At 33.6% G+C, this 15,139-nt stretch carries 13 protein-coding genes; 6 read left to right on the forward strand and 7 right to left on the reverse strand.

From position 1 onward, the window contains the following. The first annotated feature begins 40 nt into the window (after positions 1 to 40). The gene (locus ACXHHC_RS10165) at positions 41 to 1,378 is read left to right on the forward strand and encodes a DEAD/DEAH box helicase (RefSeq protein WP_458226264.1); all 1,338 of its coding nucleotides are present in this window, start codon (positions 41 to 43) and stop codon (positions 1,376 to 1,378) included. Positions 1,379 to 1,384: 6 nt separating this feature from the next. Here the strand turns inward: ACXHHC_RS10165 and ACXHHC_RS10170 are convergent, their stop codons facing one another. The 5 genes from ACXHHC_RS10170 to map all read right to left on the reverse strand — a co-directional run bounded on the left by ACXHHC_RS10170 (position 1,385) and on the right by map (position 7,178). Continuing rightward, positions 1,385 to 1,828, reverse strand: a complete 444-nt coding sequence (locus ACXHHC_RS10170; RefSeq protein WP_458226265.1) for a GreA/GreB family elongation factor — start codon at positions 1,826 to 1,828, stop codon at positions 1,385 to 1,387. Positions 1,829 to 1,898: 70 nt separating this feature from the next. Continuing rightward, positions 1,899 to 3,530, reverse strand: coding sequence for a DUF1501 domain-containing protein (locus ACXHHC_RS10175; RefSeq protein WP_458226266.1), 1,632 nt, complete (start codon positions 3,528 to 3,530; stop codon positions 1,899 to 1,901). Positions 3,531 to 3,541: 11 nt separating this feature from the next. Continuing rightward, positions 3,542 to 5,200 (reverse strand): DUF1800 family protein, encoded by a 1,659-nt coding sequence (locus ACXHHC_RS10180; RefSeq protein ID WP_458226267.1) that lies wholly within the window; start codon positions 5,198 to 5,200, stop codon positions 3,542 to 3,544. A 109-nt stretch (positions 5,201 to 5,309) separates the two neighbouring features. Continuing rightward, the gene (dinB, locus tag ACXHHC_RS10185; RefSeq protein WP_458226268.1) at positions 5,310 to 6,401 is read right to left on the reverse strand and encodes a DNA polymerase IV; all 1,092 of its coding nucleotides are present in this window, start codon (positions 6,399 to 6,401) and stop codon (positions 5,310 to 5,312) included. Positions 6,402 to 6,413: 12 nt separating this feature from the next. After that, positions 6,414 to 7,178 (reverse strand): type I methionyl aminopeptidase, encoded by a 765-nt coding sequence (map, locus tag ACXHHC_RS10190; RefSeq protein ID WP_458226269.1) that lies wholly within the window; start codon positions 7,176 to 7,178, stop codon positions 6,414 to 6,416. Between the two features lie 113 nt (positions 7,179 to 7,291). On the opposite strand from map, the gene ACXHHC_RS10195 reads away from it, so the two are divergent. After that, entirely contained in the window at positions 7,292 to 7,756 is a 465-nt protein-coding gene (locus tag ACXHHC_RS10195; RefSeq protein WP_458226270.1) for a hypothetical protein, read from the forward strand. Here ACXHHC_RS10195 and ACXHHC_RS10200 read toward each other — a convergent pair whose 3' ends face one another. After that, the gene (locus ACXHHC_RS10200; RefSeq protein WP_458226271.1) at positions 7,757 to 9,622 is read right to left on the reverse strand and encodes an ABC-F family ATP-binding cassette domain-containing protein; all 1,866 of its coding nucleotides are present in this window, start codon (positions 9,620 to 9,622) and stop codon (positions 7,757 to 7,759) included. A 129-nt stretch (positions 9,623 to 9,751) separates the two neighbouring features. Here ACXHHC_RS10200 and ACXHHC_RS10205 point away from each other — a divergent pair, with 129 nt between their 5' ends. Continuing rightward, positions 9,752 to 10,249 carry a hypothetical protein gene (locus ACXHHC_RS10205; RefSeq protein ID WP_458226272.1) on the forward strand — a complete coding sequence of 166 codons (498 nt, stop codon included), beginning with the start codon at positions 9,752 to 9,754 and terminating at the stop codon, positions 10,247 to 10,249. Between the two features lie 98 nt (positions 10,250 to 10,347). Here the strand turns inward: ACXHHC_RS10205 and ACXHHC_RS10210 are convergent, their stop codons facing one another. Further along, complete coding sequence (locus ACXHHC_RS10210; protein WP_458226273.1) at positions 10,348 to 11,247, reverse strand: hypothetical protein; 900 nt, start codon at positions 11,245 to 11,247, stop codon at positions 10,348 to 10,350. 88 nt (positions 11,248 to 11,335) lie between these two features. Between ACXHHC_RS10210 and ACXHHC_RS10215 the strand changes: the two genes are divergently transcribed. The 3 genes from ACXHHC_RS10215 to ACXHHC_RS10225 are packed head-to-tail and all read left to right on the forward strand — an operon-like array spanning position 11,336 to position 15,086. Further along, positions 11,336 to 13,018 (forward strand): ABC transporter ATP-binding protein, encoded by a 1,683-nt coding sequence (locus tag ACXHHC_RS10215; protein WP_458226274.1) that lies wholly within the window; start codon positions 11,336 to 11,338, stop codon positions 13,016 to 13,018. A gap of 29 nt (positions 13,019 to 13,047) precedes the next feature. After that, positions 13,048 to 13,845, forward strand: a complete 798-nt coding sequence (locus ACXHHC_RS10220) for a DUF4292 domain-containing protein (protein ID WP_458226275.1) — start codon at positions 13,048 to 13,050, stop codon at positions 13,843 to 13,845. A gap of 5 nt (positions 13,846 to 13,850) precedes the next feature. Beyond that, entirely contained in the window at positions 13,851 to 15,086 is a 1,236-nt protein-coding gene (locus ACXHHC_RS10225; protein WP_458226276.1) for a murein hydrolase activator EnvC family protein, read from the forward strand. Positions 15,087 to 15,139 lie beyond the last annotated feature (53 nt).

Raw genomic sequence — 15,139 nt, forward strand, 5'->3', positions numbered from 1 at the left:
TAGCTTTTTACCTATCTTTGCAGCTAGAAATCTAGGAATTATGTCTTTTGAAAATTTAAACCTCAACAACGCTTTACGTAATGCTCTTTCTGATTTAGGTTATATAGAACCTACTAAAATTCAGGAACAAGCCTTTTCTTGTATTATGTCTGGTAGAGATGTAGTGGGGGTTGCGCAAACAGGAACCGGTAAAACCTTTGCATATCTTTTACCAATCCTTAGAATGTTACCTTACTCAGAACAAAGACACCCTAGAGTTTTAATTGTAGTACCAACCAGAGAACTTGTGGTACAAGTTATTGAAGCTTTGGACAAATTAACTCCATACCTAAATATTCGCTATGGAGGAATTTATGGAGGTGCCAACATAAACAAACAAAAAGATATGATCCACAACGGATTAGACATCTTAGTTTCTACTCCAAGACGTGTAATAGATTTAGGGCTATCTGGTGCTTTAAAATTAAAAGCCATTCAAAAACTAGTAATTGATGAGGTGGATGAAATTTTCAACCTTGGTTTTAGATTACAGTTGATAGACATAATAGATTTACTTCCTCAGAAAAAACAAACTATTTTGTTTTCTGCAACCATGACGGATGAAGTCTCTGAATTGATTCAGGAATTCTTTAAGAACCCTATAAATGTAGAATCTGCAGCATCGGGAACTCGTTTGGAAAATATAGAGCAAATGGCCTTTGAAGTTCCAAACTTCTATACCAAAATAAACTTATTAAATTTCTTATTGCAAGAAGACGAAGACATGTCTAGAGTCTTAGTTTTTATAAAACACAAGTACTTAGCAGATTTAGTTTTCAACGAAATTCAGGGAATGGCAGAATACCCAGAAGACACTTTTGCCTTAATCCACTCTAACAAAACACAAAACTACCGTTTACGTTCTGTAGAAAATTTTAAAGATGGTAAACACCGTGTGTTAATTACTACCGATGTACTTTCTAGAGGTATGGACATTCCAAATGTTACGCATGTAATTAACTTTGATTTCCCAAAAGAAGCCGAAGCTTATATGCACAGAATTGGTAGAACAGGTAGAGCAGAACAAGAAGGAGTTGCTTTATCTTTTGTTACCGAAAAAGATACCGAAATTATAGCCGAAATAGAAGGTTTAATGGATTATGAAATTCCAAAATACGGAATGCCAGATGATGTTTATATTGATTCTCGTTTAATTGATGATGAAATAGAACGTGAAGATATTACAGAATACAATAAATTAGGTTCCAAAGAATTTGCTCCAGGACCAGCTTTTCACGAAAAGAAAGAAAAAAACAAAAAAGTGAATTTAGGTGGTAGCTACAGACGAGAAATTGCAAAAAAATACAAAAAACCTCAGCGTAGAAAACCAAAAAAGTAATTAAAATTATAAAATCTCAGAAATTATAATTTTCTTACCATTAAAAACAACCACATCTCCAACCTCCTTGTTTACCAACGCTTGCCCTATTGGAGAATTGGCAGATATCACCATTGCCATTTCTTTGTCTAAAGCCACTCTACCAATACTGGTTGCTAAAAAATAATGCACACCACTTGCAAGAATTAGTGATCCTACAGTAACACTTTTTTTCTTAGAAATGTCTATTTTTTGCAACGCTTGCTTTTGAACCAAAACAGTTTGGTATTGTTGCCCTAATTTTTCCATTTCCAATTGCAGCATTGCTCTACCGGTTTCATGCTTATCGCCTACAGAACTCTTAGACTCCGACAACAAATCCTTTTTATAACCGTCCATTGCAGTCTGAATCTTAGTTAATTTTTCATCAACCAAAGCAACACAGGCTTCTAACAATACCAACTTCTCCATTATTAACTCTTTAGAAATAAAAAAAAATCACCTCGATAGAGATGATTTTTGATTTACTAAGTTATAAAACTTATTGCTTAATTATTTTAGTCGTATGTACTTTTTTACCACCACCATCATATATATTTAAAATATACATCCCTAGCGTTAAGTGACTCACATTGATAGAAAAAGTATTTAACCTAGGATAAAAATCTTGTGGTATTTCTAACACACTACTACCCGCTAAATTGTTTAAAACAACCTTCCCTCTAAATAATGAATTACTAAAGTGTGTAACAGTAATATCTCCGTTGGTAACTGTTGGAAATACTTTTGTTTTCTTATCTGTTTCTTCTTCTATAGGATCTACAGGCTCTTCCTCTTTAGAACCGTTAATTAAATTTAACCTATCTGTCTTGTAATCTTTAAACTCGGTTGTTTCAATCACCTCATCTGTAGCCCCTAAATGTGCACTTAATAGATTGGTAAATACTTCACGATAATCGTATTGCATTTTACCTTCATCGTAATGATCTACAATATTTTTAAGATTTAAATTGGTTCCCGTAATTCCAGCATTTACATTTTTACCAACCACAAACATAGGCCCTAAATTTCCATGATCCGTACCTAAATTTCCATTTTCAGCGGGCTTTCTACCAAACTCTGTAAATGTAGCAGACACCACTTGATCTTCTAAATCCAATGCTTTTAAATCGTCCTGAAAAGCCTTTAAAGCATCACTTACCTCTAACAATAACTCGGCATGCTTACCTTTGTGAGACTCACCATCTAACACCTGGTTACCGTGTGTATCGAATCCGTTTAGGGTTACTAAATATACCTTTGTCTTAGAACCTCCACGAATTAATGTTGCCACTGTCTTTAATTGATCTGCCAAATCATTCCCATCAGGATAATTTACGGTACTCTCTATGTTTCGCTTAGACAAACCTTGATTAAACACATTACTGATTCTTTCTGAATAGGTATTGATTCCTGCTTCTATATTCGCAATATGACTGATGGCTTTACCATAATCTGACGAAGGTATTTCTGGCAAAGGATTTCCCACACTAGAAACCACATTGTAGTACCCAGACACATCTTGACCTGACAAATTAATATCTACCTTATGGTCGTGACTGGATTGAAAACCTAGCGAAGGTTTCTGACTCCCCAACTGTATTCCTAATGGATCCTGAAATTCTGAATAATCATAAGCTCCGTATAAAAATCGAGCCATCCAACCATCGTCTTTTATAGAGTTTTCTGGAGTACCATCTCCCCCTTGAAACATAATTGCTCTGGAGGCAAAATGAGATTTATTCACGTTGGGATACCCCACAGAATGTATAATATTTAATTTCCCTTCTTCGTATAGCGATTTTAGTCCTGTAAGAGACGGGTGTATCAATAACTTTTCTTCATCGGCCAAAGTATTGTCTAAAGCGATGGCTGCATTTGCCCCCGTTTCTTTTAATTTTATTGTAGGCCTCAATCGAGCATAGTCATCTAATTGAGCAACAGGTATTAATGTATTTAAACCATCGTTCCCTCCTTTTAATTGCACCAGTACTAAGGTTTTACCCTCTGTAACAGAACTAGGCAAAGCACTTAGCAAATCTGTTTTAGAAAAAGCACTTACTTTTTGACCATTTAAAAACAAGGTTCCAACAGTACTAAAAGCAGATAATTGTATAAATTTTCTTCTGTCCATAATTCCTTATTTTAATTGGTTTGATATTCTTGAGACCATACTAATGCCTTAAAAAGCACTTGTAAATTACCTTCTACTCCAGAAGTATTTCCTGTAGACTTGTAACTATTCCATGCATTTGTCCATTGGTAGGGTTCAGAACCATCCAATAATATATCATCTACAAAATAGTTTAGTCGTTCTTCACTTATTGATGTTGGAAATAACAATTCCACTAATTCCGAAACTAATTTTACTGGATCTTCTGGTTCATTTATAGTTTCATTTACAAATTTTGCGACCACAAAATCTGCCTTGGTTTTATTTTTATTTAATAACAATGTACCCAATTGATATCTTGGTACAATGGTAGAAGAATTAAACCAAAACTTATCAAATAGCGGAGCTTCGTAAATGGGCGGAAACCCTGCTACCGAAGGTGGTACAAATGGATCCTGACTTGCAAGTTCCAAGAAACCTCCAATCATTTGATACTGATAAAAATTTGTATAATGCCATGCTCCTTGAGTCCTTGGATCTGGAACTGGATAATCAAAAATATTTAAAGTTTGCAATAGCATTTCTAAAGGAGATTTAATCATCCCTCCAATAATCTCATCTCCATGCGTACTATCGTCCTCATCATAAAAATGCTGACTTTTAAGCAACTGAGTAACTACAGGTTCCAACTCATAATCATTAGACCTAAAAGTAGAAGCTAATGGTTCAATAATGTCTCTTTCAACCTCATCTGTAATATTCCCAGACACAAAATACCTATACAACCTTCTTGTAATATACTTTGATGTTGCTTCTTGGTCAAAAATCATATCGAAGAATTCTAACAATTCTTCTTTCATCCTCTGCAACTTCTGATTATATGTTTTTCCTGAAGTATTGTAAGCAGCAACTTCTCTATTTCCAAAACGATGTGAAAATACTTTTTTACCAAAATCATGATCATCTACTTTGGCATAACCTGTTGGTATATCACCCGTATCAATTCCAAAACTAGCACGATCTCTATTATTCCATTTACTTTTCCAACCTGTTAACAACTTTGCTGCCTGCACCACATCTTCTTCTGTATAATTGGTATAATCTCCCATTCCTACACCTTGCCCTTTACCAATGGTAAATAGTTCTAAAACTTCCCTTGCATAATTCTCATTAGGATTCGCTTTAGTATTCTCTTTGTTATCTAAAAAAGTAAGCATTGAAATATTTATGGTGATTTCGAACATAAACGTCTCTATACTTTTAGTCATACAAAAACGTTCTAGCAAACGAAGATAATCCCAATATGCCCCTCTATTTCCATTTACAAAAGTTGCATCCATACAAACATAACTAGCTAGAAAATAGGTCATTTTAGAGTAGACCGAAGAATCCCTTCTAGCTTCATCTAACCACCAACCAGTAGTTCCTTTAGTAAGTTTAAAACCATTAAAATCCTCATCGGCATTTCCCAACACAGGATCGTCCTCAATCCACGGATTCCCAGTATCTGGGTTTAATGGTTGCGATAAATTCTTAATAGTTTTTTGTGTTAGCTGATGTAAAGCCTGAGATACTGTATAGTCGCTAAACTCTTCTATTCTAGCTTTGCTTACTTTAAACGTAGCTCTACTTAAAAGATGTCTTGCTCTTGCTTTACCTAACTTTCCCGACAATGGTTGTATAGAAGCCATTTTATATTATAGTTGTTTCAACAACTAAACTATTGAAAAATTAATAAAAAAAACGTAACTTATTTAACTTTTTAGGAAACAAATGATTCTTTTTCACTTTATTTTATATTTACAGATCTAGCTTTAACTGTATATACTCTTTAATAGATTTAGGCTCTTCGTTATTAAGGTTTGACAAGGAAATACCTAGTAATCTCACTGAATTTTCTATTTTTTGCTGAAACAACAATTCCTTTACAACTTTAAATATTTCATGTTCAGTATTAACGTAGTCTTGTCTAGTTTTACTTCTCGTATTCTGAGTAAAATCGCTGTATTTTATCTTTAATGTAATCGTTCTCCCCTTTACATTATTCTTTAACAACCTACTTTCAATTTCTTTCGATAAGGTTTTTAATTTTTCTAAAATAAAAATCTCCGAAGTAAGATTTTCTAAATAAGTATGTTCGGCTCCAATAGACTTTCTTGTTCTAGAAACTTTAACGGGACTGTTATGTATACCACGTACAATATTATAATAGTGTTGTGCTGAATTTTTAAAATGTTTTTCTAAAAAGGGTAAATCTTTCTGTTTTAAATCAAAGCCTGTAAATATTCCTAATCGATACATCTTTTCTGTAGTCTTCTTACCTACACCATAAAATTTTCTTATGGCCAAGGTTTCTAAAAAAGGGACCACTTCATTTGGAGTAATTGTTTTTTGTCCATTGGGTTTATTTACATCCGATGCTATTTTTGCTACGAACTTATTCGGAGCTATTCCCGCAGAGGCATTCAAACCAGTTCTTCTTTTAATTTCTTCTCGAATTAATCGTGCCATTTTACTGGCTGATGTGTAGCCTTTTTTGTTTTCGGTAACATCTAAGTAAGCCTCATCTAAAGAAAGAGGTTCTACCAAATCTGTGTATTCATAAAAAATTTCTCGCACCATAGCAGAAATCTCTTTGTATCTACCAAAATCCGAACGAGCAAAAATAATCTCTGGACACAATTTCTTAGCAACCGCACTAGACATTGCAGAACGTACACCAAATTTTCGTGCTTCATAACTAGCTGCCGAGATTACTCCTCTCTTAGAACTTCCACCCACAGCAATAGGCTTTCCCCTTAGCTCAGGATTATCCAATTGCGCTACAGATGCAAAAAAAGCATCCATATCTACATGAATAATCTTACGTGCTATGAGTTGATTTTCTTCCAAAACCAATTCCTGTTAATTCCAAACTCCATTTGCTTCTGTTAAAATAACAGGCTCTTTATCTGTAATTAGAATTGTTTGTTCATGCTGTGTTACATGTCCTCCTTTATTACCAACCAATGTCCAACCATCTTCTAATTCACAAGCTATGGTAGATTTAGACGCTATAAAAGTCTCTATAGCAACAGTTGTATTCTTCTTAAACCTTTCTTTATTTGTTTTAACCCTGTAATTTAAAATATCTTCAGGTTCTTCGTGTAAACTTCTTCCAACACCATGACCTGCCAAATTTTTAATGACTTTAAAACCTCTTTTCTTAGCTTCGGTCTCCATAATGTAACCAATGTCCGCAATCCTAACCCCTCCTTTGATACTAAAAACAGCTTTTTGTAAAATTTCTTTGGATGCATTTACCAAAGGGGAATAATTATGGATATCATTTCCTAGAACAAAAGACCCTCCATTGTCCGACCAAAAACCATCCAACTCAGCAGAAACATCAATATTAATTAAATCTCCTTCTTGTAATATTTTTTTAGGAGATGGAACTCCATGTGCTGCCTCTTCATTTACACTAATACACGTATAACCAGGAAAACCATAAGTCTCATAGGGTGCAGACTTTGCACCATAACTATTTAAGATTGCTCCACCAAAGTCGTCTAACTCCTTTGTTGATATTCCGACTTTAGCATATGCTTGCATTTTCTTTAAGGTAATCGCCACAGCCTGACTCACCTTTTTCATTCCAATTAATTCAGACTCTTTAGTTATAGACATAATAGTATTGGTTTTAGGTTACCCAACAAAAATAAAAAATCTACCTCATTGCTAGTAAATTAAAAGCAACCATTGCACATAGATTGCATCTATAAACAAAACAAGTAACTCTCATGAAATCAATAATATCAATTGTTTTAATATCTCTTATTACCTTTTCGTGTGCTCAGAATGACAATAGTCTTGCTATTGAACACAAAGACATTACCGGAACATGGGAATTGTCTAAAGTATTAAATGGTTCTGTTGGAGGAGAATTAGCCCCAGAAAATAATAAAACTCATCGCTATGTTTTTAACAGCAATAAAACCTTTGAACGTGTTGAAGTTAACAACGAACAAGTTGTAAAGTTAACAGGAACATTTACAGTAACAGACCAACACCATCTTTATCAGAATTTAGACTCTAATTATGCAAAATACATAGAACTTACATACACCTCTAACAGCAACTTCTTTAACTGTAACACTGACTATACAAGCAAACAATTACTTATTTTAAATACTAGTAATGAATTGTTAAACACACTGCCTATGGCATGCGATGGAAATGGTTTTAAATACACAAAAAAAGAGTAATTACCCCTCTAACTTCTCGGACAATTCAAACCAACGCATTTCTTTGTATTCTATATCGTCAATAATTTTTTGAAGTTCTAACGATTTTTCCTGAATAGCATCTCCCTCTATTTTTCCTTCGGCAAATTCCGTTTCTATTACTGCTTTTTTACGTTGTAGTTTGGCAATATCACTTTCTAAGTTGATGTATTCTTTGTTTTCAGCATAGCTTAGCTTTACCGGTGTTTTTGGCTTCTCTTTAACAGGTTCTATTTTAGTAGGTACAACCTCTGGAACCACGGTAGTATCTGAGTTTTCGTAAGCTCTAAAATCTGAGTAGTTCCCTGGGAAATTCTCAATCACTCCATTACCTCTAAATACAAACAAAGAATCTACAATTTTATCCATAAAATAACGGTCGTGAGACACCACTACTAAGTTTCCTGGATAATCTAACATAAAAGTTTCCAAAACGTTTAGCGTTACAATATCCAAATCGTTGGTAGGCTCATCTAAAATTAAAAAGTTTGGATTCTGAATTAAAACCGTACATAAATACAAACGTTTACGTTCTCCTCCACTTAATTTTTCAACAAAATCATATTGTTTCTTTTTATCGAACAAAAAGCGTTCTAACAACTGACTTGCCGATATTTTATGTCCTTTGGCCAAAGGAATAAAATCACCAAACTCCTTGATAACCTCTATTACCTTTTGCCCTTCTTTTATTTGTATTCCAGATTGATGGTAATATCCAAACTTAATGGTTTCTCCTACAATTACTTTTCCTGAATCTACAGGGGTATTTCCCGTTAAGACATTTAAGAACGATGATTTTCCAGTTCCATTTTTTCCAATGATTCCAATACGTTCCCCTCGGTTAAAATTGTACTCAAACTGATCTAGCATTACCATATCTTCCCAAGCCTTAGAAACCTTATGGAATTCCACTATTTTGTTCCCCAAACGTTCCATGTTAATTTCTAACTGAACTTTATGCTCTGCTCTTCTAGCTCTTGCTTTTTCTTTAATTACATAAAAATCATCTTGTCTAGATTTAGATTTAGTGGTACGTGCTTTGGGCTGTCTACGCATCCAATCTAATTCTTTTTTAAACAAGTTTTTTGCTTTTGCCTGTACGGTTTGTTCTAAAGCAATACGTTCTTCTTTTTTCTCTAAATAGTATGAGTAGTTTCCTTTGTAACTGTACAATTGTCCATTGTCCATTTCTATAATTTCGTTACATACACGCTCTAAGAAATAACGATCGTGCGTAACCATAAACAAAGTAATTTTCTCTTTGGCAAAAAATGCCTCTAACCACTCAATCATTTCTAAATCTAAATGGTTGGTTGGCTCATCTAAAATCAATACATCTGGTTTGCTAATTAAAACCGTTGCCAATGCCAAACGTTTTCGTTGCCCTCCAGAAAGCCCTTTTACTTTAAGTTCTAAATTGTCTAATTTTAATTTAGATAAAATTTGCTTGTACTGTGTTTCAAAATCCCAAGCATTGTATTGATCCATCATGTCAAAAGCCAACTGATATCGTTCAGCATTCTCCGGATTCAATATAGCCTCTTCGTACTCTCTAACAATTTTTAACACCTTGCTATCCGAAGAAAAGATAACCTCTTCTACGGTTTGGTTTTCATCAAAAGCATCCTCTTGAGAAAGATACGAAACATGTAAATCTTTACGTGTCACTACTTGCCCAGTATCAGGAATATCGTTTCCAGCAATAATCTCTAACAAACGAGTTTTCCCTGTCCCATTTTTAGCTACGAAAGCTATTTTCTGATCTTTATTAATTCCAAAAGATAAATTCTCAAACAACACTCGTTCTCCAAAAGCTTTGGATACATTTTCTATAGATAAGTAATTCACAAAAAATTGATTTTGTACAAAAGTAGGGGTTTATTTAGTATTGAGAACCTAGATATTAGAAATTAGATCTGAGAGTTTTGGAACGGTGTTTGATTTCTAACCTATGTTAACCATTTAAAACCTTACTTTATGATCAAAAAATACTTTATATACACCTTTGCATTATTGGCTTTTGTTTTATCTAGCTGTGTACAAGAAGAGTTTACAGACGATATTTCTCTCTACAAAGACTATTTTATAGAAGTAGTAGCTTTAACAGATCCGTTAAGTCATGGAGAAAGTGCTAGTTATCATGTTACTTATTTAGAAACCGACAACGTGGGATATTTAAGAGAAACGCAAACCAATCGTTTTACAGCCGATGTGCAGGAAGAGCCAGTAACATTTAACGACAAAATAAAAAGTTTTGATCTACCCGCATACTCTATAACCAACATTAAACCTATTAAGGCTTATGGAGAAGTGGGGGTTGTTTTAAGACCTAGAAGAAATATTATTGGCTTTAATGTAATTATCTCTGATATTGACCAATTTGCTAGCGAAGTGGTATATGTGGAAATAGACAATTTAGCCAGTGAAACCACTTTTATTTACGATTTTAATACAGATACTTTTGTGGTAAATTAAGATTCCTATTTAATTTAGATTTGGAGGTAACAAATTGTTACCTCCAAATACTAGTAAACTTTTATTTTACAGTAAAATATTAAGATAAATTTCAATACTTACCAAACTGCTTCAAACGTCTTTTTATCCAAATACAACTCTTTACACAGGTCATTTACTCCAACGTTCCTATAGATACTCATCACCTTTTTAGGCCAAGTGGGTCTAAAATTATAGGAATGGGGTCTACCTCCAATAGTAAACAAAAAGTTCTTGTTCAATTCATCCGTAAACAGTACCTCTATACCTTTTTCTTCTATTGCTTTATCCAGTAAAATACGGGCTTCTCTGTAAGCCTTAATACTACTGTTCTTAGAGATAAATCGTTTTACAAAATCTCTTACATTTTTAAGATTTGCTTTGGTTAATTCCTTAGGATGAAATAAAAAATAATCTAAATTTTCTTTGGTTCCGGCAATACTATCTGGCCTGTAATCTTTCTTTAAAGAAGGAGGTCTATCTTCCCAAATAATATTTTCTTTGGGAGTGTTTGCTAGCACTCTGCTATCTAAAATAGTTTTCCCAGAAATAATATCCTTGGGCATGGTTAAGGCAGGCAATTCAAAATCTTTAGAAGTAGCATTTAAACTTAAAAAATTCCCTGTGATATTTCCTATATACCCTTTACCCCATCCAGACTCTAAAGAAAGTATACTTAACACAGCTGCGGGTGGTACTTTGTGTTGCATACACAAATCTGTAACAGGTTTTGCCAAGCGTTTGTAAAAACGAGTTACATGCGAGTACTTTCTATATTTAAACTTACTACTGTTTTTTACAGGTTTTAAAGCTATAGGCTTAGGCACTACTTTAGGAGTAGGAGTATCCTTTTCTACTGTTTTTTTGATCGCTGCTAATTCAATTGTCTTTATTTCCTTATGAGTCGTTATATTTAACGAAAACAAGTAAACCAAACTAAAAACCAGGAGAATAAAAAAGTATTTTGCTTTTTTGTACATAAACAAATTATAGGGAGTATTTCAAATATATAGAAAATAAAATAGGAAGCTATGCTGTTGTACTAACTTTGCTTACTTTTATAGTTATATGAAGCCTATTATCTCCGTTAAAGACCTACAGATTTCTTTTCAAAATCAGCATACTACCAACCAAGTAGTATCCGCTATTAATTTTGATGTTTTTCCAAATCAGATTGTAGGAATTGTAGGAGAATCTGGAAGTGGAAAATCGGTTACTTCTATGGCTTTAATGGGCTTGCTTCCAGAAAAAATTAGCACCATTACAGGGACTATTCTTTACAACGATACCAACCTAAACAAACTAGATACTAAATCTCTTAGAAAAATAGTAGGGAAAGAAATCAGCATGATTTTTCAGGAACCGATGACCTCTTTAAATCCAAGTTTAACTTGTGGGGATCAGGTAGCTGAGGTATTAGAACTGCATACTAATTTATCAAAGAAAGAAATTAAAGCAGAAGTTTTATCGCTTTTTAAAAAGGTAAAGTTACCTAGGGCAGCAAAAATGATGCAGCAATACCCACACGAATTGTCTGGCGGACAAAAACAACGTGTAATGATAGCCATGGCCATTGCTTGTAAGCCCAAACTGTTAATTGCTGATGAGCCTACTACTGCCTTAGACGTTTCTGTACAAAATGAAATTGTTTTGTTACTAAAAGAATTGCAGCAAGAAACGAAAATGTCTGTCATTTTCATTACCCATGATTTGGCTTTGATTGCAGAAATTGCAGACCATGTAATTGTAATGCAAAAGGGGGAAATTATAGAGCAAGGTGCTACCAAAGATTTGTTCTTGGCACCCAAAGAAACCTATACCAAAGCCTTGTTAAATGCAAAACCTAAGTTGCATGTTCGCTTAAAAGAACTGCCATCTGTAGCCAGTTATTTAGAAGATGATTTTACAGAAATTGTTTTTACAGATGAGGAACGTAAAGACTTTCATGAACAGCTATACAGTAAAACTCCCCTTTTAGAAGTAAAGAACCTAAAAACCTATTACACTTCTAAAAACAATTGGTTTACAAAACCATCTGTAGTAAAAGGGGTAGACGATGTTTCTTTTAATGTATATGAGGGAGAAACCATTGGTTTGGTGGGAGAATCTGGTAGTGGAAAATCTACCATTGGACGTACCATTTTAGGATTAGAACAAGCTACTGCAGGAGAAATTTGGTACAATGGAGTAAACCTACTAAGTCTTAACACTAAAGAACGAAAAAAATACCGACGAGAAATTCAGCTGATCTTTCAAGATCCCTACTCTTCTTTAAACCCAACCCTAAAAGTAGGAACTGCTATTCTAGAACCTATGGAAAAACATGGTATTTTGGGTTCTAAACAAGATCGCAAGGAATACATTTATCAACTGTTAGAAAAAGTAGGGCTACAAAAAGAACACTATAACCGTTATCCTCACGAGTTTTCTGGAGGACAAAGACAGCGTATAGGTATAGCACGCGCATTAGCCTTACAACCAAAATTAATTATTTGCGACGAGTCTGTTTCTGCATTAGACGTATCGGTACAAGCACAAGTTTTAAACCTATTAAACAGCCTAAAAAAAGAGTTTAACTTTACCTATATCTTCATCTCTCACGACTTATCCGTAGTAAAGTTTATGTCCGATCAGTTGATTGTTTTAAACCAAGGTAAAATTGCTGAGATTGGAGATGCAGATAACATCTACAATCAGCCTAAAACCACTTACACCAAAGCATTGATAGAAGCCATTCCTAAAGGGATTTAAAATTGTATATTGCAGCAAAAAACAAACACATGCAATTTAGGTTGTTAGCCACTATTGGCTTGCTATTTTTCATCGTTTCTTGTGGGTCTAATAAAAAGACAAATGCAGTTGCTGAGGTATCTAAAATCAGTAAGTCTTCACTCTATAAAAAGCACGAAAAACAGTCTTTTCAAAATTCAGATATTCAAACTCTTAGAATAGATGCCAAACTAGCTTACAAGGCAAAAAAATCTTCTCAGAAAGTAGGATTAAAGATGCGTATTGCCAAGGGAGAAAAAATTTGGATGAGTGGTGATTTCTTAGGAATATCTGTGGCCAAAGTACTGATAAAAAAAGACAGTGTTTTTTACTATAACAAGTTCGACAAAACTTACTTTAAAGGTTCTTTTGATTTTATAAAACAAATTGTAGGTGCAGATGTAAATTTTGAAACACTAGAACGTTTGTTATTGGGTGATTTAATTATCTACAATAAAAAGTTTAAATACTACGATTTAGAAATTATAGAAAATGCATATTTCTTAACAGATTCAAAAGACAGTAAGTATACTAAAAAGGCTAGTATATATCCGTTGATTTTTAAAACCAAATATCAAAGTATAGAAAGCAATTTAACACAAAGCATATTCGAGGCTTTTTATAAAAATCACCAAGAAATAGATAATTTCTTATTTCCTAAAAAAGTTGAATTTAGAGGCAATAATAGTGGTAACACTTCAGTTATCTCTATGGATTATCAAAAGATATATGTAAACCCTAAGTTAGGTTTTCCTTTTAAGATTCCTAGTAGTTGTAATAAAGAAATTAAACTAAAACCTAAAAGCTAGTTTCTATGTATAAAAAGCTGTTCTTTTTTACATTCCTTTTCTTCTCTTGCTTTTTTGTGTCTACCGCACAAACCAGCAAGCAAAAAGCATTGGAGAAAAAACGTGAAAAACTACAGGAAGAAATTGCTAGGGTAAATAAATTATTATTCAACACTCAGAAACAAAGCAAAGACTTATTAAGTGATTTGGATGACATCAGTAAAAAAATTGAAGTTCGTCAAAACTTAATAAAAACCATAGAAGAAGAAATCTCCTTTTTACAAAAGGAAGTTTCTGTAAAACAAAAAGAACTAAAAAAATTAAACGACGAGTTAACAGCTTTAAAAGAAGATTATGCTGCTATGATTTTAAAATCGTACCAAAGCAAATCGGAACAAAGCAAGTTGATGTTTTTACTATCATCCGAAGATTTTTTTCAGGCATACAAACGTTACCGTTATATGCAACAATATGCCGAGTACAGAAAAAAACAAGGAGACTCTATTGTTGTAAAAGCTGACAAAGTAAAAGAGTTAAAACGTAAGTTAGAGTCTCAAAAAAGAAACAAAGAAGCTTTGGCCTCTAAAAACAAATTAGAAGCGAGTAAAATTCAGGCAGAAAAAGAAGACCAGCAACAATTAATTGGTAAAATTAAAACCAAAGAGCGTAGCTATATTAAAGACATTAAACGCAAGCAAAAGGAAGAACAAGCCATTCAAAAAGAAATTGAAAAGGTGATTCGTGAAGCCATTGCAGCCTCTAATAGAAAAGCGAAGAAAACTTCTTCTACCAAAAAAAATGTGAATGTAAAATCGAAAGGTTTTGCCTTAACTCCAGAAGGAAAAGCCCTTGCTTCTCGATTTGAACAGAACCGAGGAAAATTGCCTTGGCCTGTTACTGAAGGAATTGTAACTAGGCACTACGGTGTTAGACCTCACCCAACTCTAAGAGGAATTAAGCTAGACAGTAAAGGAATACACATTACCACAAAAAAAGGAGCTATTGCACGTGCTGTTTTTAAAGGAAAAGTATTGGCCATTCAATCTGTAAGTGGGAGAAATGCCGTTTATGTGCAGCATGGTAATTATATTTCTTTATATAACAACTTAGACAAAGTGTATGTAAGCAAAGGACAGTCAATTGTTCTAAAGCAATCTTTAGGGACTGTTTTTACGGATAAAGTAACCGGAAAAACAATCCTTAAATTCCAAATTTGGAAAGATTCTCAAAAACAAAATCCAAAATACTGGCTAAGTAAATAAATTGAATGACATAAATCATTTGGCAAATTGATTTGAATTTTTAATTTTAAGGA

The sequence above is a fragment of the Wenyingzhuangia sp. IMCC45574 genome, assembly GCF_054182685.1.